This is a genomic window from Rhodobacter lacus (assembly GCF_042683065.1).
GTDB lineage: Bacteria > Pseudomonadota > Alphaproteobacteria > Rhodobacterales > Rhodobacteraceae > Rhodobacter > Rhodobacter lacus.
On the sequence record NZ_JBHUIX010000011.1, the window covers coordinates 247858 to 270703 of the forward strand.

Annotated in this window: 24 protein-coding genes; 9 read left to right on the forward strand and 15 right to left on the reverse strand. The window is 65.6% G+C overall.

Translation table 11 applies throughout. The features are described 5' to 3' along the window. The first annotated feature begins 110 nt into the window (after positions 1-110). A complete protein-coding gene (locus ACFSM0_RS10790) occupies positions 111-563 on the forward strand; it encodes a hypothetical protein (protein WP_377390192.1) in 453 nt (150 codons plus the stop codon). A gap of 58 nt (positions 564-621) precedes the next feature. Here the strand turns inward: ACFSM0_RS10790 and ACFSM0_RS10795 are convergent, their stop codons facing one another. The 3 genes from ACFSM0_RS10795 to dgcN all read right to left on the reverse strand — a co-directional run bounded on the left by ACFSM0_RS10795 (position 622) and on the right by dgcN (position 3523). Continuing rightward, positions 622-1482 (reverse strand): D-amino-acid transaminase, encoded by an 861-nt coding sequence (locus tag ACFSM0_RS10795; protein WP_377390194.1) that lies wholly within the window; start codon positions 1480-1482, stop codon positions 622-624. Between the two features lie 13 nt (positions 1483-1495). Then, the gene (gene dgcA / locus ACFSM0_RS10800) at positions 1496-2458 is read right to left on the reverse strand and encodes an N-acetyl-D-Glu racemase DgcA (protein WP_377390196.1); all 963 of its coding nucleotides are present in this window, start codon (positions 2456-2458) and stop codon (positions 1496-1498) included. Positions 2459-2521: 63 nt separating this feature from the next. Then, positions 2522-3523 (reverse strand): N-acetyltransferase DgcN, encoded by a 1002-nt coding sequence (dgcN, locus tag ACFSM0_RS10805; RefSeq protein WP_377390576.1) that lies wholly within the window; start codon positions 3521-3523, stop codon positions 2522-2524. Positions 3524-3803: 280 nt separating this feature from the next. Here dgcN and ACFSM0_RS10810 point away from each other — a divergent pair, with 280 nt between their 5' ends. Next, complete coding sequence (locus tag ACFSM0_RS10810) at positions 3804-4760, forward strand: L-malyl-CoA/beta-methylmalyl-CoA lyase (RefSeq protein WP_377390198.1); 957 nt, start codon at positions 3804-3806, stop codon at positions 4758-4760. Positions 4761-4986: 226 nt separating this feature from the next. Next, positions 4987-5949 (forward strand): acetyl-CoA carboxylase carboxyltransferase subunit alpha, encoded by a 963-nt coding sequence (locus ACFSM0_RS10815; protein WP_377390200.1) that lies wholly within the window; start codon positions 4987-4989, stop codon positions 5947-5949. Positions 5950-5979: 30 nt separating this feature from the next. Here ACFSM0_RS10815 and ACFSM0_RS10820 read toward each other — a convergent pair whose 3' ends face one another. The 3 genes from ACFSM0_RS10820 to ACFSM0_RS10830 are packed head-to-tail and all read right to left on the reverse strand — an operon-like array spanning position 5980 to position 8272. Then, complete coding sequence (locus ACFSM0_RS10820) at positions 5980-6714, reverse strand: lysophospholipid acyltransferase family protein (RefSeq protein ID WP_377390202.1); 735 nt, start codon at positions 6712-6714, stop codon at positions 5980-5982. Then, positions 6711-7601, reverse strand: coding sequence for a cell division protein FtsX (locus ACFSM0_RS10825; RefSeq protein ID WP_377390204.1), 891 nt, complete (start codon positions 7599-7601; stop codon positions 6711-6713). The genes ACFSM0_RS10820 and ACFSM0_RS10825 overlap by 4 nt, the downstream gene beginning before the upstream one ends. Next, the gene (locus ACFSM0_RS10830) at positions 7601-8272 is read right to left on the reverse strand and encodes a cell division ATP-binding protein FtsE (RefSeq protein ID WP_377390206.1); all 672 of its coding nucleotides are present in this window, start codon (positions 8270-8272) and stop codon (positions 7601-7603) included. The genes ACFSM0_RS10825 and ACFSM0_RS10830 overlap by 1 nt, the downstream gene beginning before the upstream one ends. 135 nt (positions 8273-8407) lie before the next feature. On the opposite strand from ACFSM0_RS10830, the gene ACFSM0_RS10835 reads away from it, so the two are divergent. Continuing rightward, entirely contained in the window at positions 8408-9778 is a 1371-nt protein-coding gene (locus tag ACFSM0_RS10835; RefSeq protein ID WP_377390208.1) for a zinc-ribbon domain-containing protein, read from the forward strand. 27 nt (positions 9779-9805) lie between these two features. Here the strand turns inward: ACFSM0_RS10835 and ACFSM0_RS10840 are convergent, their stop codons facing one another. The 5 genes from ACFSM0_RS10840 to argH form a co-directional block, all read right to left on the reverse strand. Further along, on the reverse strand, positions 9806-12352 hold the full coding sequence (locus ACFSM0_RS10840; RefSeq protein ID WP_377390210.1) for a DUF4175 domain-containing protein: 2547 nt from the start codon (positions 12350-12352) through the stop codon (positions 9806-9808). Between the two features lie 27 nt (positions 12353-12379). After that, entirely contained in the window at positions 12380-13645 is a 1266-nt protein-coding gene (gene lysA, locus ACFSM0_RS10845; protein ID WP_377390212.1) for a diaminopimelate decarboxylase, read from the reverse strand. Between the two features lie 75 nt (positions 13646-13720). Beyond that, positions 13721-13933: a hypothetical protein gene (locus ACFSM0_RS10850; protein ID WP_377390214.1), complete on the reverse strand. Its 213-nt coding sequence runs from the start codon at positions 13931-13933 to the stop codon at positions 13721-13723. A gap of 2 nt (positions 13934-13935) precedes the next feature. Continuing rightward, a complete protein-coding gene (locus ACFSM0_RS10855) occupies positions 13936-14082 on the reverse strand; it encodes a hypothetical protein (RefSeq protein WP_377390216.1) in 147 nt (48 codons plus the stop codon). Positions 14083-14093: 11 nt separating this feature from the next. Beyond that, positions 14094-15491, reverse strand: a complete 1398-nt coding sequence (argH, locus tag ACFSM0_RS10860) for an argininosuccinate lyase (protein WP_377390218.1) — start codon at positions 15489-15491, stop codon at positions 14094-14096. A gap of 25 nt (positions 15492-15516) precedes the next feature. Here argH and ACFSM0_RS10865 point away from each other — a divergent pair, with 25 nt between their 5' ends. Further along, positions 15517-16068, forward strand: a complete 552-nt coding sequence (locus ACFSM0_RS10865; protein WP_377390220.1) for a TlpA family protein disulfide reductase — start codon at positions 15517-15519, stop codon at positions 16066-16068. Positions 16069-16077: 9 nt separating this feature from the next. On the opposite strand, the gene ACFSM0_RS10870 is transcribed toward ACFSM0_RS10865, so the two are convergent. Continuing rightward, positions 16078-17313, reverse strand: coding sequence for a PAS domain-containing protein (locus ACFSM0_RS10870; RefSeq protein ID WP_377390222.1), 1236 nt, complete (start codon positions 17311-17313; stop codon positions 16078-16080). 187 nt (positions 17314-17500) lie between these two features. On the opposite strand from ACFSM0_RS10870, the gene ACFSM0_RS10875 reads away from it, so the two are divergent. From ACFSM0_RS10875 to yddG, 4 genes are all read left to right on the forward strand, one after another. Then, positions 17501-18343 carry an EAL domain-containing protein gene (locus ACFSM0_RS10875; protein ID WP_377390224.1) on the forward strand — a complete coding sequence of 281 codons (843 nt, stop codon included), beginning with the start codon at positions 17501-17503 and terminating at the stop codon, positions 18341-18343. Between the two features lie 188 nt (positions 18344-18531). After that, the gene (locus tag ACFSM0_RS10880) at positions 18532-19707 is read left to right on the forward strand and encodes an acetyl-CoA C-acetyltransferase (RefSeq protein ID WP_377390226.1); all 1176 of its coding nucleotides are present in this window, start codon (positions 18532-18534) and stop codon (positions 19705-19707) included. 117 nt (positions 19708-19824) lie between these two features. Continuing rightward, positions 19825-20547, forward strand: coding sequence for a beta-ketoacyl-ACP reductase (gene phbB, locus ACFSM0_RS10885; RefSeq protein WP_377390228.1), 723 nt, complete (start codon positions 19825-19827; stop codon positions 20545-20547). A 63-nt stretch (positions 20548-20610) separates the two neighbouring features. After that, positions 20611-21474 (forward strand): aromatic amino acid exporter YddG, encoded by an 864-nt coding sequence (gene yddG, locus ACFSM0_RS10890; protein ID WP_377390230.1) that lies wholly within the window; start codon positions 20611-20613, stop codon positions 21472-21474. 60 nt (positions 21475-21534) lie between these two features. Here the strand turns inward: yddG and ACFSM0_RS10895 are convergent, their stop codons facing one another. From ACFSM0_RS10895 to ACFSM0_RS10905, 3 genes are all read right to left on the reverse strand, one after another. Further along, the gene (locus tag ACFSM0_RS10895; RefSeq protein ID WP_097068499.1) at positions 21535-21708 is read right to left on the reverse strand and encodes a YdcH family protein; all 174 of its coding nucleotides are present in this window, start codon (positions 21706-21708) and stop codon (positions 21535-21537) included. Between the two features lie 131 nt (positions 21709-21839). Beyond that, positions 21840-22601, reverse strand: coding sequence for a tRNA1(Val) (adenine(37)-N6)-methyltransferase (locus tag ACFSM0_RS10900; RefSeq protein ID WP_377390233.1), 762 nt, complete (start codon positions 22599-22601; stop codon positions 21840-21842). Further along, the gene (locus ACFSM0_RS10905; protein WP_377390234.1) at positions 22601-22813 is read right to left on the reverse strand and encodes a putative signal transducing protein; all 213 of its coding nucleotides are present in this window, start codon (positions 22811-22813) and stop codon (positions 22601-22603) included. The genes ACFSM0_RS10900 and ACFSM0_RS10905 overlap by 1 nt, the downstream gene beginning before the upstream one ends. Positions 22814-22846 lie beyond the last annotated feature (33 nt).

A 22846-nucleotide genomic window follows, 5' to 3' on the forward strand; every position in this document is an offset into this window, starting at 1 on the left:
GCCAGGGCAAGGGTTGACGCCCCTCCGGCGACAATGCCCGGACGGGACACCCGGAACCAGCTTGTGTCTTGGCGCGCGGCCCGGCACCGTGCGCAAAAAGGGATCAGCGGATGCTTGCGCTTTTCATTGCTTTGAGTTTTGCGGTCGGGCTGGTGCTTTGGGCCGAGGTGCGGGCCGAACCCAAAACGGAGCGGAAACGGGAGAAAACGGCTGAACCGGCGCCGCAAACGGCCCCCGGTTCCGGCGCGCCGGTGGCATCTCTTGAGAGGCCCGAACCGGATGCCGATGCCGCCGTAATGGCGCAGCTTGCGCGCCTGCTTGCCGAACCGGCGCCGCCGCACCTTGGCGCGACGCTGCCGCGGATCACCGGTTTTTGCGCGGGCGATGTGATCGAGCTGGCGATTGAGGGCCCGCTGCCGCGCCCCGAAGACCTGCATATCGAACAGATCGGCCCGGATGCGCAGGTCTCGCTTGATGGCACGCCCGCGCTGATCATCGAGGCCACGCGCGCGCAAAGCCTTGCCCCGGGCGCGATCCGCTTTCGCCCGGCCAAGGCGGCCTGACCTCAAAAGCAAAAGCCCCGGCACATGACCGGGGCTTTGAAGATCAGGTTGCGACGGCTCAGACCGTGCGCTTGAGGCTCTCTTCGAGATAGATCTCGCGCAGCCGGGTCGCCACGGGGCCGGGTTTGCCGGTGCCCACCGCGGCGCCATCCACTTCCACCACCGGCATCACGAAGGCCGAGGCCGAGGTGAAAAAGGCCTCATCCGCCGCTTGCGCCTCGGCAATGGTGAAGGGGCGTTCCTCGATCTCCATCTGCGCCTCGGCGGCGTATTTCAGCAGCGAGGCGCGGGTGATGCCGTGCAAGATGTCATGCGAAAGCTGACGGGTGATGATCTTGCTACCCTTGACGATATAGACGTTGTTGGACGAGCCCTCGGTCACGAAGCCATCTTCCACAAACCACGCATCGTGCTTGCCCGCGGCCTCTGCGGCCATCTTCGCCATCGACGGGTAGAGCAGTTGCACGGTCTTGATGTCGCGGCGGTGCCAGCGCAGATCCGGGATCGAGATCACCTTGATCCCCACTTTCGCCTTCGGATCGTCGGCAAGGCCCGGTTTCGACTGCGTGTAAAGCACCACCGTGGGCGGCGTGCCCGCCGGCGGGAAGTGGAAGTCACGGTCGCCCGCATTGCCGCGGCTCACCTGCAGATAGATCATCCCGTCAACGAGCTCGTTGCGCGTCACCAACTCGTGGTGGATCGCCAGCCAGTCCTCACGGGTGAGGGGGCAAACCATCTGCAATTCGCTCAGCGAGCGCTCAAGCCGGGCCATGTGGCCTTCAAATTCAAGGATCTTGCCGTCAAGGACCGAGGTCACTTCATAGACTGCATCACCCATCACGAAGCCGCGGTCGAAGATCGAAACCTTCGCCTCTTCCTCGGGCATGTAGTCGCCATTCAGGTAAACGATCCGGCTCATCTCGATCTCCTCATCAGCCCCAGAGCGCCGGCTCGGGGGGATAAACCATGCCATCGGCATATTGCAGCGGGTTCTCGCGGTCTTGCGCCAGCAGGAGCGGCCCGTCAAGATCGACATAGGCCGCACCCTGCGCCACCAACGTGGCGGGCGCCATCGCGAGGCTTGAGCCGACCATGCAGCCCACCATCACGCCATAGCCCTCGGCCAGCGCCTGCGCGCGCAGCGCAAGCGCCTCGGTCAGCCCGCCGGTCTTGTCGAGCTTGATGTTCACGATGTCGTATTTGCCGCGCAGATGCGCGAGGCTCGCGCGGTCATGGCAGCTTTCATCCGCGCAAACCGGCACCGGGCGCACGAGACCGATCAGCGCCTCGTCGTCAATCGCGGGCAGCGGCTGCTCGACCATCGCCACGCCAAGCCGCTTCAGATGCGGCGCAAGCTCGGTGTAAATCTCCGCCGTCCAGCCCTCATTCGCATCGACCACGATCTTGGCCTTCGGCGCGCCTGCGCGCACCGCCTCCAGCCGGGCCATGTCATCGGGGGTGCCCAGCTTGATCTTCAAGATCGGGCGATGCGCATTGCGCGCCGCCGAGGCTTTCATCGCCTCCGGTTCGGCCAGCGAAAGCGTGTAGCAGGTGGTTTCGGGCCGGGGCGCGGGCAGGCCCGCAATTTGCCAGGCCCGCTTGCCCGCGGTCTTCGCCTCCAGATCCCAGAGCGCGCAATCAACCGCATTGCGGGCGGCCCCCGGCGGCAGCGCCGCATAAAGCCCGGCGCGGGTGATGCCCGCTGGCACCGACTCGATCTGAGCGGTGACACTCTCCAGGCTCTCGCCGTAGCGCGCATAGGGGACGCATTCGCCCCAGCCGGTGACACCGCCGCGGGTGATCCGCACCGTGAGCACCTTGGCCTCGGTGCGCGAGCCGCGCGATATGGTGAAAACTTCGGCCAGTTTGAACGTGTCAGCCGTGACGGAAATCATGCTCTGCCCTTTCTTGCGGGCGGCCCCGCCCATGGGGGGCCGCGCCAGATCTGCCTGAAGCTCTCAGATCGCGGCGAGCGCGTCCACCAGCTTCTCCGCCCCGAACCGGAACGGGTCGGTGGTGGGCAGGCCCATCTCCGCCTCGACCTTGGCGATATAGGCTTTCGCCTCGGCTTCGGGCATGTTTTGCGTGTTGATCGAGATGCCGACAACCTTGCATTCGGGGTTGGCGACCTTGGCGATCTGCAGCGCCAGATCGCGCAGCGCATCAAGCGCGGGCAGGCTGTAGCCCGGCAGGCCGCGCATATGCGCCCGCGTCGGCTCATGGCAGAGCACCAGCGCATCGGGTTGGCCACCATGGACAAGCGCCATCGTCACGCCGGAATAGCTGACATGGAACAGGCTCCCCTGCCCTTCGATCAGATCCCAGTGATCGGCGTCATTGTCGGGCGTGAGCCATTCGACCGCGCCCGCCATGAAATCGGCGATCACCGCATCCAGCGGCACGCCATTGCCGGTGATCAGGATGCCGGTTTGCCCGGTGGCGCGGAAATCGGCCGCCATGCCGCGCGCGCGCATCTCTTTTTCGACGCAGAGCGCAGTATACATCTTGCCGACCGAACAATCGGTGCCAACGGCGAGCATCCGCTTGCCCTTGCGCTTCACGCCATTGGCGATCGGGTAATCGACCGTGGGCACGCGCACGTCATGCAGCTTGCGCCCGCAGGCTTCGGCCACGGCGACAAGATCAGCCTCCTCGCGCAGCAGGTTGTGCAGGCCCGAGGCGAGGTCGAACCCTTCTTCGAGTGCGGCCACCAGAACTTTTTTCCACGCGGGCGAGATGATGCCGCCGCGGTTCGCCACGCCGATCACCAGCGTCTTGCAGCCCGCGGCCTTCGCCTCGGCAAGGCTCATGTCGGCGAGGCCGAGATCGGCCTTGCAGCCCTCCATGCGGAACTGGCCAAGCGCGAATTCGGGGCGCCAGTCCTTGATGCCTTGCGCAACTTTCGCGGCGAGCTGGTCGGGCGCGTCGCCCAGAAAGAGCAGATAGGGAGTTTCGATCAGCGACATGGGAGCCTCGCGCACCAGAGAGAAGTTTCGCCAAGAAATGCCCCGGCTTGCATCAAATTTCCTTGGAATGATACGCGCATCACCGGCGAAATGGAGTGCTTTCTTGCGCAATTGACCGATTTTGCCGCAGGATCGTGCGAGTTTTCACGCCGCCGCAAAATTCATCGCCACACCAGGCGCACGATTCTGCACCTGCAAAATAGCCTTGAAATCCTTCGCGCAACATTATATCGGAAACGCAATCTGCGATGAAACATACTTGCCGAGGGAATATATGAGCTTCCGCGTCCAGCCCGCCGCCCCCGCCCGTCCGAACCGCTGCCAGCTCTTTGGCCCCGGCTCGCGCCCGGCGATCTTCGAGAAGATGGCGGCCTCGGCGGCGGATGTGATCAACCTCGATCTTGAGGACTCGGTCGCCCCCGACGACAAGCCCGCGGCGCGGCGCAATATCATTGAAGCGTCGCATAATATCGACTGGGGCAGCAAATATCTCTCGGTGCGGATCAACGGGCTCGATACGCCCTATTGGTATCGTGATGTGGTCGAGCTGCTCGAAGAGGGCTCGGAGCGGATCGACCAGATCATGATCCCGAAAGTGGGCTGCGCCGCCGATGTTTACGCCGTTGATGCGCTGGTGAGCGCCATTGAGGCGGCAAAGGGGCGCAAGAAGCGGATCTCGCTTGAGGTGATCATCGAATCTGCCGCCGGCATCGCCCATGTCGAAGAGATCGCCGCCGCGTCGCCCCGGCTGCAGGCGATGAGCCTTGGCGCGGCAGACTTTGCCGCCTCGATGGGGATGGCGACCACCGGCATCGGCGGCACGCAGGAAAACTACTACATGCTGCGCGACGGCGCGAAATACTGGTCCGACCCGTGGCATTGGGCGCAAACGGCCATCGTCGCCGCCTGCCGCACCCATGGCATTCTGCCGGTGGACGGGCCCTTTGGCGACTTTTCCGACGATGAGGGCTTCCGCGCGCAAGCGCTGCGCTCCGCCACGCTTGGCATGGTGGGCAAATGGGCGATCCACCCGAAACAGGTGACGCTTGCCAACGAGGTCTTCACACCGTCGGAGGCGGCCGTGGCCGAAGCGCGCGAGATTCTCGCCGCGATGGAGAAGGCCAAGGCCGAAGGGGCCGGCGCCACGGTTTACAAGGGCCGGCTCGTCGATATTGCCTCGATCCGGCAAGCGGAAGTTATTGTCAGACAGTCTGAAATGATTAAAGCTTAGGCGTGTTAAAAACGATTCGTGACACGAATCGTATGGATCCCGGAGCGGCAGGGAGGGGAGGCCCGGCTGCATGAGGGAACAGGAACGCCCCGGTCCGTCGGCCGGGGCGTTTCGGTTGAAGCGGATTGACGCAGGCCTCGGCCCAGCCCCGCCCCTTCCCCCTGCGTCAGTTGCAAATCCCCTTCGCCGCGGTCATATAGACGGCGATCACGTCACGGAGGGGCTGATGACCACCTATCTCGAGTTCGAAAAACCGCTGGCCGAAATCGAGGGCAAGGCGGAGGAATTGCGCGCGATGGCGCGGGCCAACCCCGAGATGGATGTGGAGAAGGAGGCCGCCGCGCTCGACAAGAAGGCGGCGCAGCTTCTCACGGATCTCTACAAGGATCTCACGCCCTGGCGCAAATGCCAGGTCGCGCGCCACCCCGACCGGCCGCATTGCCGCGATTACATCGACGCGCTTTTCACCGAATACACGCCGCTCGCGGGGGACCGCAACTTTGCCGATGACCATGCGGTGATGGGCGGGCTCGCCCGCTTTGACGACCGCCCGGTGATGGTGATCGGCCACGAAAAGGGGCATGACACCGCCTCGCGCATCACCCACAACTTCGGCATGGCCCGGCCCGAGGGCTACCGCAAGGCGATCCGGCTGATGGATATGGCGGACCGGTTCAACCTGCCCGTCATCACCCTTGTCGACACCCCCGGCGCCTATCCCGGCAAGGGCGCGGAAGAGCGTGGCCAGGCGGAAGCCATCGCCCGCTCGACCGAGAAATGCCTCACCCTCGGCGTGCCGCTGATTTCGGTGGTCATCGGCGAGGGCGGCTCGGGCGGCGCGGTCGCCTTTGCCACGGCCAACCGCATCGCCATGCTGGAACACTCGATCTATTCGGTGATCTCGCCGGAGGGCTGCGCCTCGATCCTGTGGAAGGATGCCGAAAAGATGCGCGAGGCCGCAGAAGCCTTGCGCCTCACCGCTCAGGATCTCAAAAAGCTGGGCGTGATCGACCGCATCATCGGCGAGCCGAAAGGCGGGGCGCAGCGCGACCGTGCGGCCACGATTGCTGCGGTGGGCACGGAAATCGGCAAGATGCTCGATGAGCTTTGCGGCAAGAAGCGCGCCGGGCTGATTTCGGACCGCCGCAAGAAATATATCGAAATGGGATCGAAGGGGCTGGCGGCCTGAGCCACCCCGCCCGTTATTTCGACCTGCCCGTCATTTGGGAACGAAGCCCGCCTCGGCCATCAAACGGTCCGAGGCGGTTTCCACATCCACCTCGATCGTTTTCATGAAATCGCCGATCTCGCGACCGGGCGCGATTGCGGGCAGAAACTCCACAACGGCAAGGCCCGGTTTGCGCAAGATGCCATGGCGCGGCCAGAACACGCCCACATTCGTTGCCGCCGGCACACAGGCGAGGCCGAGGTCGGTGTAAAGCGCGCCAGCGCCGATCTTGTAGGGCTTTTTCGCCCCTGCCGCGACGCGCGTGCCCTGCGCAAAAATCACCAGCTGCCCGCCCGCAAAGCGCGAATCCTTTGCCTGCGCCAGCATCCCCTTGATCGCCGCGCCGCGCTTGCCGCGATCCACCGGGATGCAGCCGATCAGCCAGGCATACCAGCCCACGAAGGGGGTCCAGACCAGTTCCTTTTTCATGATGAACTTGCCGCGCGGGATCGCCGAATAGATGATCAGAATGTCAAAAAAGCTCTGGTGCTTGGCGGCAATCAGCACATCGCCATCGGGCACGGCCCCCCGCACCTCGCTTTTCAGCCCCACCAGCCAGCGCGCCGAGACCCGCACCCACAGGCAATAGCCCCGGCACACATGGATCGCGGCCCGGCGCCCGCCGATCAGCGCATAGGGCAGCCCGATCACCGCGAAGACCATCAACATCACATACATCTGCGCGATGAAGACGAGAGAGCGCAGATACTGCCAAACGATCATCATCGAATCCCTCTGAGCATGCGCAGCGCGGCGGCGCGGGTGGCGACAAAGGCCACTACCGCGGCAAGGGGCGGCAGCGCAAGCGGCCAGAGCCAGCCCGCACCGGCAAAGCCGAGCCCGGTCAGAAAGCCGCCCGCCTGATCGGCCGAGGGCAAAAGCGCCACGGCCCCCATCCCGAAGCCGGTGCCGATCATGGCGCCCGCAAAGCCGCGCTGGGTGAAGCGGCGCACAAAGGCCCCGGCGATGAAGCCATCCTTTGCCCCGACAAGGCGGAGCGTGCGGATCACCTGCCCGTTCGCGGCAAGGGCTGCCTGCGCGGCAAGCGTGATCATCCCCGCCATCGCGCCGCCGATCAGCACGAGCGAGAGCCAGCCCAGAAGCCGCAGCTTCTCGGCGGCAGCCACCAGCGGGCGGCGCCAGCGCGTGTGATCGTCAAGCACCGCGCCGGGAGCCTCGGCGGCAAGCCGCAGCCGCAGGCCTTCGGCGTCGATCCCTTGCGCGGTTTCGGTCAGCTCCACCAATTTCGGAAGCGGCAGCGTTTCAACGGGCAGGTCAGGGCCAAACCACGGATTGAGCAGCTTGCGCATCTCGCCGTCATCAAGCGGGCGATACTCCTCGATCCCCGGCGTGGTGGAAAGCGCATCAAGCACGGCGCGCAACTGCGCCTCGATCTGCTCGGGCGGCGCCGAGATACGGATCGTTGCCGAGCGCGCCAGCGCCTCGGACCAGCGATCCGCAAGCCGCCCCGAGGCGAGCGAAAGCGCGAGGGCGAACACCGCGAGAAATGCCATTGCGGCGGCAGTGAGCACGGTGAGGTTGGCGGTGAACCCGGTGGGCGGCACGATCCGGTCGAAGGTCGAGCGCTCCCGGCGCAAAATGTTGAAGAACATCACAGATCGGCCCCTGCCAGTTGCAGCCTGCGGTGCGCGATCCGCAGCACCCGCGCCGAGACCTGCGCCTTTGCCTGCCGGATCAGGTTCAGATCATGGGTCGCAATCAGCACCGTCTTGCCCATCTTGTTGAGCTGCACAAGAAGCGACAGGAGCCGCAGCGACATCTCCCAGTCGAGGTTGCCGGTCGGCTCATCGGCAAGGATCACCTCGGGCGACATGATCACCGCGCGCGCCAGCGCCGCGCGCTGCCGTTCCCCGCCCGAGAGCTGGGCGGGCAGCGCATCCATCTGCGCCTTCAGCCCGACCCAGGCCAGAAGCTCGGCAAGCGCCTGCCCGTCGATCGGCTTGCCCGCAACCGTCAGCGGCAGCGCCACATTTTCCGCCACCGAGAGATGATCGAGAAACTGGCAATCCTGATGCACGACGCCAATGCGCTGACGGATCTGCGCGATATCGTCGCGGGTCATCAGGCGCGCATCTTGCCCGTAAAGGCCCAGAAACCCGGCCGCGGGCAGAAGCTCCGCATAGCACAGCTTGAGGAAGGTGGTCTTGCCCGCGCCCGAGGGCCCCGTGAGAAAATGAAACGACCCGGGCACGAGCTTGAGCGATATCTCCGCCAGCAGCTCGCTCCCGCCATAGCCCACGGCGACATCCTGAAACTCGATCACGCCCACTTCTCCTTTGCCCCCGGTATTCCGGGCGACCTGCAATCCACTCAAACGCTTGGAGTTTGTTAACGGGCTTGCTACAACATATGTAGAGAAAATGCCAGAATGGCAACGGCAGGGCGAGGCGAACGAACCATGCGGCTGATCTGCCCGAGATGCGGGGCGCAATATGAGGTCGATGACTCGGTCATTCCGGCCTCCGGGCGTGATGTGCAATGCTCCGGCTGCGGCCAAACCTGGTTCCAGCCCAGCGCCGAAATGATCGCTGCCGCGGCGGCAGAGGCGGAGGCCGCGCCGGAGGCTGCGATTGCAGCGCCTGTGCCGCCCGCTGAGGAATACGAGGAAGATTACGACCTTCCCGCGCCGCCGACCGCGCTCGACTGGGACGACACGCCCAAGGAGGACGCGCCGCAACACCAGAGCGCTCCGCAAGAGCCCGAACCGGCCCGCGAAACCGATCCGACGCCCGAGCCGGAGCCGGAGCCCGAACAGCGCGCGGCCCCCGAGCCCGAGCCAGAGCCGGAGCTGACGCCGGAGCCCCCCGCCGAGACCGATGCCTCGATCGCGGCGCTGATGCAGCAAGAGAGCCCTGCGCCAACCGAAGAGCCCGCGCTTGAGGCGCTGTCTTCGCCCTATGATGCCGAGGAGCTGCCTGCGGCTCCGTCCCCCTCGGAGCCGAGCGCTGCTGCCCCCCGCCCCGCCGTTCCGCGCCGTCATGAGCCGCCGCGCGCAGAGCCGGATCTGGGCCCGGCGCCGCGTGTGGGTGTGGTGCCGCGCCGCGCGATTGATGAAAACCTGCTCGCGATCTTGCGCGAAGAGGCCGAGCGCGAAGCCGCGGCCCGTCAGGCAGAGGGCCAGCGCCTCGAAACCCAAGATGAGATGAACCTAGAGCCGGCCCGGCCCGCGCGCGCGCCGGTAACGCCGCCCGCGGCCCCTGCGCCTGTGGCTCCCCCTGCGCCGGTCGCGGCCCCCGCGCCTGTCCCGAACAGCGCGCCCGGCCCCGGCGTGGCCGAGGTCGCAAAGGCGCCGACGCCCGCGCGCACCGCGCTCCGCGTGCCTGCGCAAGAGCCGCTGCGCCCGCCCCGCCCGGTTCCCGATTTCAGTGATCTCAACGATGCCGAGGAGGACGACGATCCCGGTGCGCCCGAAACGGAAGAGCCTGCGGCGGCCTCCCGCGCGGCGCGGCGCCAGCGTCTGCCCGACATCGAGGAGATCAATTCCACCTTGCGCGCAAGCGGCGATCGCGGGCGCGACCCCGCTGCCCTTGGCGCGCGGCAGGCCCGCACCACCGGTGGCGCCGGGTTCCGCTTTGGCTTTGCGCTCGTGGTGGTGATCGCTGCGGGGCTGCTGGCGCTTTATGTCTTCGCACCCCGCCTCGCCGAGACCGTGCCGAGCCTGCAACCGGCGCTTGCGCGCTATGTCAGCCTTGCGGACAGCGCCCGGATCTGGCTCGACGACAGCTTGAAACAGGTGATCGCAACGCTCGGACAGGCGCCGTCCAATTGAGCCGCACGGATTGATCGGGGGCGCCGGTCAGCGCGACCCGAAGCTGTCCAGCAACCGGCGCAGGTAATCGCGCTCGACCTCCGGGCGGCTGCGCTCGGCGCTGCGACGCCGGATTTCCTCCAGCAGGTCACGGGCGCGGCGATACACATCTTCGCCCTGCAGCATGTCGCCCTCGGTGCCGATCTGGCTGCCTTCGCCGGTCGCGCGCCCGAGCGGATCGCGCGGCAGCATCCGCGTGCCCTGCCCGCCCATGGCATCGCCGCCGCGCTGCTGACCAAGATCACCCGCACCACGCTGGTTTGCGCCGTTTTCGCCCGCGAAAGCCTCGCCCAGCTGGCGCATCCCCTCCCGCAGCGCCTCGATCGCATCCGCTTGCCCGTCGATCGCCCGGCCAATATCGCCCCCGCGCAGCGCCTCTTCCGCGCCTTCCATCGCGCGGCCCGCCTCGTCAAGCGCCTCTCGCCCGGCCTCTGCCGCCTCGCCCCCAAGACGCGGCATCAAGCCCTTTTGCCGCTCAAGTTCGCGCCGCAAGGCGCGCTGCCGCCCGGCCAGATCCGCGCCGGGCGCGCCTTGCGCCCCCTCTCCGGCCTGCGGGTCCGCGCCCGGGGCGCCACCACCGCCCGGCGGGCGCTGCATCTGCCGGAAGGCATCGTCGGAAAGCTGTTGCTGGTCGCGCAACGTCTCGCCCAGATCCTGCATGGTCTGGCCGCCGGGGCCACTGCCGGAACCCCCCTCGCCCTGCGTGACCTTCATGTTCGCCATCATCCGCGCGAGCTGGTCGAGGAGTTCTTGCGCCTCGGCCATCCGGCCCTCTTCCATCAGCTTCTGGATCTGGTCCATCAGCGCCTGAATCTGGTCTCCGGTGATGTGCTGGCTGGGTTGCTGCTGGCCAAATTGCGGCCCCTGTTCCTCTTGCTGTGCGCGCTCCGCCAGCATCTCGATGTACCGGTCGGTCGCTTCCTTCAGCTCGGCCATCAGCTTGGCGATCTCGTCCTTCGAGGCGCCATTGCGGATCGCCTCGCTCAGCCGTTCCTGCGCCTGCTGCATTGCCTCAAGCGCATCGGCAAGCCCGCCATCCTCAAGGATCTCCGCCATCTGCCACAATATTCCGGCGACCGCATCGCGTGCCTCGGGTGTGACCGTCGCGGCGTCGAGCTGCTCGACGACGCCGTGAAGCACCTCCACCATCGGCTGCGCGGGGAAAGTATCCTCCGGGCGGTTGAGGATCGCGCGCAGAATTTGCGCCGAGCGCGCCGCATTCGCACGCGACCACAAGATGTCCCGGCGCAACTCGATCAAGGCCGCAGCGCGCGGGTCAAAGAACCGCCGCCCCGGCAGATCAAAGCTTTCGGTCGCACTCTGGCCGATCTGTCCGCGCCCGTCCTCGACCTCAAGCGTCAGCTTGACCGGCAGGTTCGCCCAGGCATGCTCGGAGACATCCTCAACGAGCATCTCGGAAAAATCGGCCCGCGAGCCGGAGATCGGCAGCGGCAGATCAAAGACCAGATTCTCGCGCGGCTCGGGGTCGACCGCGAGGCCGAAGCGGCGGTCAATCGCGGCGAGATCGAGCGAGATCGTCGCATGGCCGCGCACCACGCCATAATCATCGGCGGCATGAAAGGGCTGGGCCATCTTGCCATCGGCGCGCCGTTCGGCAAGCGCGGGCAGATCGACCTCGGGCGTTTCATCGGGCGCAACCATCACCGCAAAGCGCCGCCCCATCGGCCCGCCAAGCTCGATGACCCCGGAGCGCACCGCCGTGAAATCGCGGCTCTGCACCTCTGTGCCTGCGGTCTCGGAGGCCGCATCGAGGGGCGGGGCGGCGGGGCTCGACACGCTTTCGGAAAACGGCACGGCCCCGGGCGCCCCATAAAAGCGAAACGCAAGCCGCGTGCCCTCGGGCAAGGTGAGCAGATCGCCCTCCACCCCGTTGAGATAAAGCCCCGGGCGGCCGGTATAGCGCGGCGGTTCGGCCCAGCCTTCCCATGCGGGGCCCATCGCCGCCTCGGCACGGAAGGGCGCGCCGCTTTGCGTGGCGGGCGCAAAAATCGCCGTGGGCGTGCCGAAAACAAGCGCCAAGGCCACGGCGGTCAAGGCCGAGAGCCGCAGCGCAAACGGATCGCGCGGGGCAAGATCAGGGTCGGGCGCGGGCGCTTGGGCCGCGCGCGCGGCGGCGGCCATGCGCCCCAGATGCACCGCCCAGAGGGCCCGGCTCGCCGGGTCGTTGGCGCCCAGCGCAAGCCCGTCAGTCAGCGCCGCGAGCGGGCGGCCCGGCAGCGTGGCATCGAGGCGCGCAATCGCCTCCGCGCGCGAGGGCCAGCGGAACCGCCGCAGCCCCGGCGCGCCAAGCACGATAAGGCCAAAAATCACCGCCCCGCCCGCAAGCCCCCGGTGCTCCGGCGCGATCCACGACCAGATCCCGAAGGAAAGCGCCGCAAAACAGAAAGCCAGAAACGTCAGAAGCGGCCAGAAGGCGCGCAACAGCCGCTCCAGCACCAGAACGGCCCGCGTCAGCCTGATCGGCCGGGCCAGAGGGGCGAGCGGGTCGCCCGGCAGGGGCGGCGGCGGCGTCATCTCACCTTTCCGGGCTCCGGGAAAAGCTCAGAGCCACACCGGAATGCTATCGCGCCCGAGCATTTCCTCAAAGCTCGGTCTTTGCCGGATGACAGCGAAGTGATCCCCCTCGACCAGAACCTCGGGAATGAGCGGGCGGGAATTGTATTCCGACGACATCACCGCCCCGTAAGCCCCCGCCGAGCGGAACGCGACCAGATCGCCTGAGGAAAGCGGCGTCATCTCGCGCCCCTTCGCGAAAGTGTCGCCGGTTTCACAAACCGGGCCGACCACGTCAAAAGGCGCGGGCTCGGTGCCCGGCTGCGCCTCGATCACCGGCACGATGTCATGATGCGCGCCATACATGGCCGGCCGCACCAGATCGTTCATCGCCGCATCGAGGATGAGGAAATTGCGCCCCTCGCCTTCCTTGAGGTAAATCACCGAGGAGATCATCAGCCCGGCATTGCCGGAAATCAGCCGCCCCGGCTCGATCTCGAGTTCGCAGCCGAGATCGCCCAGCACGCGTTTGATCATCGCGCCGTAATCGGTGGGCAGCGGCGGCGCATCGTTTGAGCGGGTGTAGGGAATGCCCAAGCCCCCGCCAAGGTCGAGCCGGCGAATGTCATGACCATCTTCGCGCAGCGCCTGCGTCAGCTCGCGCACCTTGGTGAAGGCCGCCTCAAAAGGCGCAAGATCGGTGAGCTGGCTGCCGATATGCACATCGACGCCGATCACCTCGATCCCCGGCAGCTTCGCCGCTTCGGCATAGACGGCGCGGGCCTTGGCAATCGGGATGCCGAACTTGTTTTCCGATTTTCCGGTGGCGATTTTCTCATGCGTTTTCGCATCGACATCGGGGTTCACGCGCAGCGCAATCGGCGCCGTGACCCCGAGCGCGGTGGCAATCTCCGAGATTGCGCGCAGCTCCGGCTCGCTCTCGACGTTGAATTGCCGGATGCCGCCGGTGAGCGCGAGGGTAATCTCCTCGCGGGTCTTGCCCACACCGGAGAACACGATCCGCTCGCCCGGCACGCCTGCGGCCTTGGCGCGGCGGTATTCGCCCCCCGACACCACATCCATCCCGGCGCCGAGATTGCCCAGAAGCTTGAGTACGGCGAGGTTCGAATTTGACTTGATGGCAAAACAGACGAGATGGTCGGTGCCTTCGAGCGCCTCGTCAAAAAGCCGGAAATGCCGCGTCAGCGTGGCCGCGGAGTAAACATAGAAAGGCGTGCCCACGGCGGCGGCAATCTCGGGGATTGCCACGTCCTCGGCATGCAGCACGCCGCCCTTGTAGAGAAAGTGATCCATTGCGCCCCTCTCGACCCGTTTCGCGTTTCCTAGCGCTTCGGGGGGGCCAAGGAAAGGCGCGGTGAGGGTTTGGGCTCAGAATCCCTTCGAAAGACCGAGCCAGCCAAGATGTGTGCCCACATAGCCATGGCCCGCGCCGCTCACGCCCACCCGCACCGGGCCGAGGCCGGTGGAGGCCGAGGGATGCAGCTTGCCCGCGCGGTCGGCATGCACATGGGCGCGCGGGCTCGAACAGGCCGCAAGCGCCGCGCAGACAAGGAGAGCAAACAGTCTCAGGCGCGGCGGCATGGTCAGAGGTTCCCGCCGATACCGAGGGTCACCTCGCCGCTCAGGCTGAGCCCGGGCGGCGTTTTGCCCGGCCCGGGCGGCTGCGGCGGCCCATCAACGCCGCACGCGGCAAGGCAGGCCAGAAGGGTCGTGGCGATGAGGATGCGCATGAAAGCTCCGTTCAGCCGAGAAGCCCCTTCCAGCGCGCCACCTGTGCGCGGACCTGATCGGGGGCGGTGCCGCCGTAAGATTGCCGCGACGCGACCGAGTTGTGAACCCCGAGCACGGCATAGACGCTCTGATTGAGCGCCGGATGCACCGTTTGCATCTCCGTCAGGCTCAGGTCGGGCAGATCGCAGCCCTTTTTCTCGGCAAGTGCCACGAGCGTGCCGGTCACATGGTGGGCATCGCGGAACGGCAGCCCCGCCTCGCGCACCAGCCAGTCGGCCAGATCGGTCGCGGTGGAGAACCCGTTGGCCGCCGCCGCCTCAAGCTTTTCGGTGTTCACCGTCAGATCGGCAATCATCCCGGTCATCGCCGCCAGCGCCAGCATCAGCGTATCGGCGGCATCAAAGACCTGTTCCTTGTCTTCCTGCATGTCCTTGGAATAGGCGAGCGGCAGCCCCTTCATCACGGTGAAGAGCGCCACCGCCGCGCCGAGCACGCGACCGATTTTTGCGCGGATCAGCTCCGCCGCATCGGGGTTGCGTTTTTGCGGCATGATGGACGAGCCGGTCGACCATTTGTCCGACATCGACACGAAACGGAACTGTGCCGAGGACCAGATCACCAGCTCTTCCGCCATCCGGCTCAGGTGCACCGCGCAGATCGCGGAGGCGGAAAGGAATTCAAGCGCGAAATCCCGGTCCGAGACGGCATCAAGGCTGTTGGCGGCGGGGCGGTCAAAGCCCAGCGCCTCGGCTGTCATGTGCCGGTCGATGGCAAAGCCGGTGCCCGCAAGGGCGGCGGCGCCAAGCGGGCATTCGTTCATCCGCTTGCGGGCATCTGCAAAGCGCGAGCGGTCACGGGCGAACATCTCGACATAAGCCATCATGTGATGGCCAAAAGTCACCGGTTGCGCGGTCTGCAAATGGGTAAAGCCCGGCATCACCCAGCCCGCGCCCTTCTCGGCCTGCGCAACAAGCACCTTCATCAGCGCGGTGAGCGACTCGATGGCGGCATCGGCCTGATCGCGCACCCAAAGGCGGAAATCGGTCGCCACCTGATCATTGCGGCTCCGCGCCGTATGAAGCCGCCCCGCAGGCTCGCCGATGATCTCTTTCAGCCGCGCCTCGACATTCATGTGAATATCCTCAAGCGCGGTCGAAAACGGGAAATCCCCGGCCTCGATCTCTGACAAGACCGTGAGAAGGCCTTCCCCGATCGCTTCGGCGTCTTTATTGCTGAGGATGCCTGTGGCGGCGAGCATCGCCGCATGGGCCCGGCTGCCGCGGATATCCTGCGCGTAGAGCCGCTTGTCGAACGAGATCGAAGCGTTGATCGCCTCCATGATCGCGTCCGGACCGGCGGCGAAGCGCCCGCCCCACATGGCGTTCGAGGATTTCGTGTCGTCGGTCATGATCTGGCCCTTCGTCGGAGGCAACATGCTGCGGTTGATCGTCCTTTATACGGCGCTTGCGCTAAGCGCAAATATCGCGGCCGCGGCCGATCTGGCCCCGCTGCGCACGGGCGAGATGAAAAAGCTTGCGGTGTTCAGCGCGCCGCTGCCCACCCCCACCTTGCCCTTCACCGACGAGGCCGGAAAAAGCCACAGCCTGATGGATTATCGCGGCAAGGTGGTGCTGCTCAATCTCTGGGCCACGTGGTGCGCCCCCTGCCGCAAGGAAATGCCCGATATCGACGCCTTGGCCGCGGCGGAGGCGGGCCCGGATTTTGCCGTTTTGACTGTGGCGGCAAGCGGGCGTGACACGCCCGAAAAGGTCGCGAATTTCTTTGCGCGGGCGGGCGTGACGCACCTGCCGCGGTTCATCGATTCGACCGAGCGGCTGGCGCGGGCCTTCGGCCTTGTTGGCCTGCCCGCAACGATCCTGATCGACCGTGACGGTCAGGTGGTCGCACAGCTCATGGGCCCGGCCAACTGGTCGAGCCCGGAGGCGAAGGCGGTGATCGCCGCCTTGCGCGCCGAGGGGCGGTAAGGCCGGGGCTCAGGTCCGGTCGCCGCGCAGGAAAGAGTTCATCGAGGAGCCGATTTCCTCCGAGAGGCGCATGATCGATTCAAGACGCTTCTTGATGTCGTCATGGAAGATGTCGAGCTGGTCGATGGTGGCGGAAAGCCCGCCGCTTGTCTCGCGCATCCGCCCGCATTCGACACGGCCCAAAACCCGGATCGTATCGAGCCCCAGCATCTGGCGCCGAATCTCCGCGCTTGAGCGGCTGAGCCCGTCCGCATGGCTCACCGCCTGCTCCATCGCATCGCGCGTGGCACGGCGGGTGTTGTCTTCCAGCCTGCGCAGCAGCGCGCGTTCGTGATCCCAGTCGATCCCGTTCACCGCATGGGCCTCGGCGAAATTCTCGTTCATTTCCGAGAGCACGCGGTTTGACCCCATCAGGAACAGCGCCCGCGCCGCCTGCCGGGAGACCCGGTCGCACAGGTTGTCGCGCCCGGCCACAAAGCTGCGCAGCCGCTCCGAGATCACCATCGACGAGGCTTTGTAATTCTCTGAAATCGCAGAGACCGGCCCCCCCGAGGGCTCAAGCCGGGAGGCGACGATGCGCATGTTGTTGGGAATGGATTGCAGCGCCTCAAAGCTGCGCAGAAGCTTCATCTGCTCTTGCGTGACCTGCTCGAGCGCCTTGTTCATATCGATCAGGCGGGATGTGCGCGGGTCGGCGGGACGGCCGAGTTTCTTGTCGCGCGCGGCAAGCTCCTGCCCGAGGGCAAACGCCATAAAGCTCGTGTAGCTCGAAAAGCCTTCGGTCGCGGCAATCGCCCGCAGCTCGTTCGCGCACAGCTCCGGGTCGGTGTTTTCGGCGCGATCACGTGCCGAGATACGCGTGTAAATATCGCGCATGCGCTCGAAAAGCGGCGTCGAGGGCCGCAGCCGCACCGACAGAAACCCCTCGTCAATCGGCATCAGAACCGCAAACACCCAGTAGTGATCGCCGTTCGCACAGCGGTTCTTCACATAGGCGCCCATCGGATGGCCCGCGCCAAGCGCGCTCCACAGGATTCGGAATACGCCGCGGGGGGTATCGGGATGGCGCACAACCTTGTGCGGCGCTCCAAGGAGCTTTTCCCATGGAAAGCCGGACACCCGCCGAAAGACTTCGTTCCCGGCCAATATGATGCCGCGCTTGTCTGTGCGCGAATAGAACAGCTCGTCGAAGCCGAAAAGGGCTTCTCCCTCTTGCATGCGGGAAAGATCGGTTTGACTGGTCATGGCGTCCTGAGGCGTCCTGAGGCAATGGTTAACTCAACCTGTTCTAAAGCAGCGCCGTTACTGAGCCGTTTATATCCACACCTCCCATGCAACTTTTGCGATTAACCAGTCCGGCTGAACCCTTTGGCCCTTAATCACTTCTTAGCCCAGCTCCGTCATTCTGCCCGGGATATGGAAGGAGTGGATGATGTCCAAGCGCCCCGACTCGCTGCATGACCCGATTGCGCTCTCGGATGCGAGCCCGCTCAACTTTGCGGTCTCCCAGCGGGATCGTGACATTCTGTCGATGGTCGCGGCCGCGATCGAGCGGCGTGATGTGGTTTTGGCCTTCCAGCCGATCGTGCAGACCCGGCACCCCGAAAGACCCGCGTTCTACGAAGGTCTGATCCGCGTGCTCGACGACAACGGGCGCGTGATCCCCGCGAAAGACTTTATCGACACGATCGAAACCACCGAGCTTGGCCGCAAGATCGACTGCCTGACCCTCGAAATGGGCCTGATGTCGCTTGCCGAAGACCCGACGCTCCGGCTCTCGGTCAACATGTCGGCGCGCTCGATCGGCTACCCCGAATGGAGCCGCACCCTGCAACGCGGCCTCGCGATGAACAGTTCCGTGGCGGAGCGCCTGATTCTCGAAGTGACCGAAAGCTCGGCGATGGCGATGCCCGAACTGGTCTCGGTTTTCATGCAGGACATGCAGCTCAAGGGCGTGGCCTTCGCGCTCGATGATTTCGGCGCGGGCTATACCTCCTTCCGCTACCTGCGCGAATTTTACTTCGACATCCTCAAGATCGACGGTCAGTTCATCACCGGCATTGCGCAAAACCGCGACAATCAGGTGCTCACTCAGGCGCTGATGTCCATTGCCCGGCATTTCGAGATGTTCACCGTTGCCGAAGCGGTGGAAAACGCCGAAGATGCCGCCTGGCTGGCCAATGCTGGCGTCGATTGCATGCAGGGCTTCTACTTCGGCGCGCCGACGATCATGCCGCCGTGGAAAGTGCCCGAAGCGAACCGCGCGCGCGCCTGAACCGGGGCGAGACGGGCCGAGCGAATGGCCCGCGTGGCAGTTATGCGCCGCAGACACGCGCGCAAGAAAATTGCGCGCAGGCTCTCCAATCTTCTCAAATCTGCTTGACCTCCCCCTGTCTTCGGGCATGCTGCACAGCGGCAAGAGGGCGCCTTCTGGCGCCCGCAATCCTGTGAGGAGGGGATTTCATGACCAATGTCGTCATCGTCTCGGCGGCGCGCACCGCCGTGGGCAGTTTCAACGGCGCTTTCGCGAACACGCCCGCGCATGATCTGGGCGCGGCGGTGATCGAGGCCGTGGTGGCGCGCGCGGGCATCGACAAGGCCGAGGTGTCGGAAACGATTCTGGGGCAAGTGTTGAGCGCGGGGCAAGGCCAGAACCCGGCGCGTCAGGCGCATATCAAGGCCGGCCTGCCGATCGAATCGGCCGCCTGGGGCATCAACCAGGTCTGCGGCTCGGGCCTGCGCACGGTGGCGCTGGGCGCCCAGCACATCCAGCTTGGCGATGCCGACATCGTTGTGGCCGGCGGTCAGGAGAGCATGTCGCTGAGCCCCCATGTCGCGCATCTGCGCGCGGGCACCAAGATGGGCGACATGAAGATGATCGATTCGATGATCAAGGACGGGCTTTGGGACGCCTTCAACGGCTATCACATGGGCCAGACCGCCGAGAATGTCGCCGCGCAATGGGAGATCTCGCGCGACATGCAGGATGCCTTTGCGCTCGCCTCCCAGAACAAGGCCGAAGCGGCGCAAAAGGCGGGCAAATTCGCCGACGAGATCGTGCCCTTCACGATCAGCACCCGCAAGGGGGACATTGTCGTCGATGCCGATGAATACATCCGCCACGGCGCCACGCTCGAATCGCTGCAGAAACTGCGCCCCGCCTTCATCAAGGATGGCACCGTCACCGCCGGCAACGCTTCGGGCATCAACGATGGCGCCGCCGTGGTGCTTCTGATGACCGAAGAAGCCGCGGCCAAGCGCGGTCTGACGCCGATGGCGCGGATCGCCTCTTGGGCCACCGCGGGGCTTGACCCCTCGATCATGGGCTGCGGGCCGATCCCGGCCTCGCGCAAGGCGCTGGAGAAAGCGGGCTGGACCGCCGCCGATCTCGACCTGATCGAGGCGAACGAGGCCTTTGCCGCGCAGGCCTGCGCGGTCAACAAGGACATGGGCTGGGATACGGCGAAAGTGAACGTCAACGGCGGCGCCATCGCCATCGGCCACCCGATCGGCGCCTCGGGCTGCCGCATCCTCAACACCCTTGTCTTCGAAATGAAACGTTCGGGTGCGAAAAAGGGCCTCGCCACGCTCTGCATCGGCGGCGGCATGGGCGTTGCCATGTGCCTCGAAGGGCTCTGACCCCTCGCCTGCGACATTATTTTTCTGCAAATGCGAAAAAGCGGCGCGCAACATTGTTGCGCGCCGTTAATCTTTTCGGTAACAGCATTTCAAAGGGAGATTTGATCAGGAGGAATCATGTCCAGAATTGCACTCGTGACCGGCGGCACGCGCGGGATTGGCGCCGCCATTTCGATGGCGTTGAAAGAGGCGGGCTACACGGTCGTTGCGAACTACGCCGGCAATGACGAAGCGGCGCGCGAGTTCACCCATGTGACCGGCATCAAGACGATGAAATGGTCGGTGGCGGATTACACCGCCTGCGAAGACGGCATCCGCCAGATCGAAGACGAGCTCGGCCCGATCGACGTGCTCGTGAACAATGCGGGCATCACCCGCGACGCGCCGTTCCACAAGATGAGCCGCGAGCAATGGGATCAGGTGATCGGCACCAACCTGAACGGCATCTTCAACATGACGCATCCGCTCTGGAATGCGATGCGGGAGCGCAAGTTTGGCCGGATCATCAACATCTCCTCGATCAACGGTCAAAAGGGCCAGTTCGGTCAGGTGAACTATTCCGCCGCCAAGGCGGGCGACATCGGCTTCACCAAGGCGCTTGCGCAAGAGGGCGCGCGCTCGGGCATCACCGTGAACGCGATCTGCCCGGGCTATATCGCCACCGAGATGGTGATGGCGGTGCCGGAAAAGGTGCGCGAATCGATCATCGCCACGATCCCGGTCGGCCGGCTTGGCGAGCCCGACGAGATCGCCCGCACTGTGGTCTTTCTTGCCTCCGATCAGGCGGGGTTCATCACCGGGGCGACCTTCACCATCAACGGCGGCCAGTATCTGACCTGATTTGCCCTTGGCAAACCGACAAGAGGCCCGCATCTTGCGGGCCTCTTTGCTTTCGGGGGGCATATGTCGCGCACTCAGGCCACGGTGATCGGTTTTTCTGCGGTAGCGCTCTGGGCGCTTCTGGCGCTTTTCACGGTGGGCACGGCGCCGGTGCCGCCCTTGCAGCTCAATGCGCTCTGCTTTGCGCTTGGGGGCGCCATCGGGCTTGTCTGGCTGGCAACAACCGATGGCTTCGCGGTGCTGCGCCAGATCTCATGGAAGGTCTATGCCTTCGGCACGGCAGGGCTGTTTGGCTACCATTTCCTCTATTTCTCGGCGCTGCGCCTTGCGCCTCCCGCCGAGGCCAGCCTCATTGCCTATCTCTGGCCCCTGCTGATTGTCGTCTTCTCGGGGCTTTTGCCGGGCGAGACGCTCAAGCGGCTTCACATCCTTGGCGCGCTCGTGGCCTTTGCCGGGGCGGCGCTGATCGTGGCGCGCGGCGGCATCGCCGCCTCGGCGACCGCGCTGCCGGGTTATGGGCTTGCGCTTCTGTGCGCGCTGACATGGTCAAGCTATTCGCTGATCTCGCGCCGTCTGGGCTCTGTGCCCACTGCCGCCGTGGCCGTGTACTGCCTGCTCACCGCCGCGCTCTCGGGCCTCGCGCATGTCGCGCTCGAAGAGACGGTCTGGCCCGCCTCTGCGCTGGGCTGGGGCGCGGTGATCGCGCTTGGCCTCGGCCCGGTGGGGCTGGCCTTCTACACCTGGGATCTGGGGGTCAAACGCGGCGATATCCAGATGCTCGGCACGGCCTCTTATGCGGCGCCCTTGCTCTCGACGGTGGTGATGATCGCTGCGGGGAAGGCGGCGGCAAGTCCGGTTCTGGTACTCGCCGCCGCGATGATCGCCGCGGGGGCCTTTCTGGCCGCTCTTGGCAGCCGGTCCGGCTAGGACCACGCAAGGCCCAAACGCTTCTCACGCTTGACCGGGGGCGCCCGGTCAATGCTGCCGTTAGACCGCCGCACCCTCAAGCTTGGCGATTTGTTCCTTGAGCCGCAATTTCTGCTTTTTCATCTCCGAAATCTGCAGATCGTTGAAGCTCGGAGTGCGCAGCGCAACTTCGACCTCCTCCGACAGAGCCTCATGTTTTTTGCGAAGTTCAGCGATATGCGAACCCACGGACATGGCAGTCTCCTCTCTTGTCTCGGTAAGAGAAGTGCACCACGTTTTTTGCGCTTTGTCACGCTTTTGTCGTGATCACAGGCGATAATATGCCTTCATGGTGTGGGAATTATTGCCACCGCTTCGCCGCGGCCTCAGGGCGCGAGCGACAGGGCCGCGCCACTGCGCAAGATGGCCTGCGCCGCCTCTGTCAGATCCTCGGCATCGCCGCCATGTGCCGCTTTTGCGTGCAGCACGAAGGGGGCGAGAAGCTGGAGCCGCCCCTTGCCCCCCTTGCGCGCGCGCAAGACGATTCGCCCCGCCGCGCGAGCGCTGCGGGGCGCAATCGGCAAGATGCTGATCGAGCCGCCGCCCAGGCTCAGCGCGCTCAGCGCCTCGGCCAGCCGGTCGGCGTTCTGGATCATCGTCAGCCAGCCACCGGGCGCAAGCCGCCGGTAGCCCGCCCGCACCCAGTCGCAAAGCGGCGTGGCCTCGCGCTGCGCCCGCTCGCGGCCCGGATCGGCGGCAGCCGTGCCCGAGGCGGGGGCGAAATAGGGCGGGTTGGCAATGACATGGTCAAAGCTCATGCCCCGGAGCGGGCCGGGCATCTGCGCCAGATCCCCCTCAAAGACTTCGAGCGCGATCCCGTTCGCAGCCGCATTGCGCCGCGCAAGATCCGCATAGGCGGGCTGAACCTCAAGCCCGGCGAGCCGCAGGCCCGTCACCCGCGCGCCAAGGCAAAGGCTCGCCACCCCGGCGCCGCAGCCCAGCTCCAGCACCGCCTGACCGGGGCGCGCATCGCAAGCGGCGGCCAAAAGCACCGGGTCCATCGCCGCGCGATAGCCCGCCCGCGGCTGCAACACCCGCAACCGGCCATCCAGAAACCGATCCTCGCTGCAGTCTTCGGGTGCAAACATCACCCCTCCGCCAGATCATTGTCGCGCAAAATCGCCTGCGCCATGAACCAATCCGCATCCGCGACCATCAATCTGCGCGGCAATATGCCGAGGCTGCCATCGAGAATGCTCATGTGGACGTCGAGTTCAAACACCGTTATATCCTCGCCCTCAAGAAGGGCCGTTGCCAGGGCGAGTTTCACCGGGTCCGTGGTGCGCAGAAGCTCTTTCATGCACTCGACTTAAGGGGAGCACTCGCCGCTTGT

What these genes read in the sequence shown, in the direction of transcription:
- ACFSM0_RS10820 (WP_377390202.1), bottom strand. Translation starts at nt 6,714, where the DNA reads ATGATGATCGTTTGGCAGTATCTGCGCTCTCTCGTCTTCATCGCGCAG.
- ACFSM0_RS10855 (WP_377390216.1), bottom strand. Translation starts at nt 14,082, where the DNA reads ATGCGCATCCTCATCGCCACGACCCTTCTGGCCTGCCTTGCCGCGTGC.
- ACFSM0_RS10850 (WP_377390214.1), bottom strand. Translation starts at nt 13,933, where the DNA reads ATGCCGCCGCGCCTGAGACTGTTTGCTCTCCTTGTCTGCGCGGCGCTT.
- ACFSM0_RS10870 (WP_377390222.1), bottom strand. Translation starts at nt 17,313, where the DNA reads ATGACCAGTCAAACCGATCTTTCCCGCATGCAAGAGGGAGAAGCCCTT.
- ACFSM0_RS10835 (WP_377390208.1), top strand. Translation starts at nt 8,408, where the DNA reads ATGCGGCTGATCTGCCCGAGATGCGGGGCGCAATATGAGGTCGATGAC.
- ACFSM0_RS10865 (WP_377390220.1), top strand. Translation starts at nt 15,517, where the DNA reads ATGCTGCGGTTGATCGTCCTTTATACGGCGCTTGCGCTAAGCGCAAAT.
- ACFSM0_RS10815 (WP_377390200.1), top strand. Translation starts at nt 4,987, where the DNA reads ATGACCACCTATCTCGAGTTCGAAAAACCGCTGGCCGAAATCGAGGGC.
- ACFSM0_RS10840 (WP_377390210.1), bottom strand. Translation starts at nt 12,352, where the DNA reads ATGACGCCGCCGCCGCCCCTGCCGGGCGACCCGCTCGCCCCTCTGGCC.
- argH (WP_377390218.1), bottom strand. Translation starts at nt 15,491, where the DNA reads ATGACCGACGACACGAAATCCTCGAACGCCATGTGGGGCGGGCGCTTC.
- ACFSM0_RS10825 (WP_377390204.1), bottom strand. Translation starts at nt 7,601, where the DNA reads ATGTTCTTCAACATTTTGCGCCGGGAGCGCTCGACCTTCGACCGGATC.
- ACFSM0_RS10810 (WP_377390198.1), top strand. Translation starts at nt 3,804, where the DNA reads ATGAGCTTCCGCGTCCAGCCCGCCGCCCCCGCCCGTCCGAACCGCTGC.
- phbB (WP_377390228.1), top strand. Translation starts at nt 19,825, where the DNA reads ATGTCCAGAATTGCACTCGTGACCGGCGGCACGCGCGGGATTGGCGCC.
- ACFSM0_RS10795 (WP_377390194.1), bottom strand. Translation starts at nt 1,482, where the DNA reads ATGAGCCGGATCGTTTACCTGAATGGCGACTACATGCCCGAGGAAGAG.
- dgcA (WP_377390196.1), bottom strand. Translation starts at nt 2,458, where the DNA reads ATGATTTCCGTCACGGCTGACACGTTCAAACTGGCCGAAGTTTTCACC.
- ACFSM0_RS10880 (WP_377390226.1), top strand. Translation starts at nt 18,532, where the DNA reads ATGACCAATGTCGTCATCGTCTCGGCGGCGCGCACCGCCGTGGGCAGT.
- ACFSM0_RS10895 (WP_097068499.1), bottom strand. Translation starts at nt 21,708, where the DNA reads ATGTCCGTGGGTTCGCATATCGCTGAACTTCGCAAAAAACATGAGGCT.
- yddG (WP_377390230.1), top strand. Translation starts at nt 20,611, where the DNA reads ATGTCGCGCACTCAGGCCACGGTGATCGGTTTTTCTGCGGTAGCGCTC.
- ACFSM0_RS10905 (WP_377390234.1), bottom strand. Translation starts at nt 22,813, where the DNA reads ATGAAAGAGCTTCTGCGCACCACGGACCCGGTGAAACTCGCCCTGGCA.
- ACFSM0_RS10900 (WP_377390233.1), bottom strand. Translation starts at nt 22,601, where the DNA reads ATGTTTGCACCCGAAGACTGCAGCGAGGATCGGTTTCTGGATGGCCGG.
- ACFSM0_RS10875 (WP_377390224.1), top strand. Translation starts at nt 17,501, where the DNA reads ATGTCCAAGCGCCCCGACTCGCTGCATGACCCGATTGCGCTCTCGGAT.
- ACFSM0_RS10790 (WP_377390192.1), top strand. Translation starts at nt 111, where the DNA reads ATGCTTGCGCTTTTCATTGCTTTGAGTTTTGCGGTCGGGCTGGTGCTT.
- lysA (WP_377390212.1), bottom strand. Translation starts at nt 13,645, where the DNA reads ATGGATCACTTTCTCTACAAGGGCGGCGTGCTGCATGCCGAGGACGTG.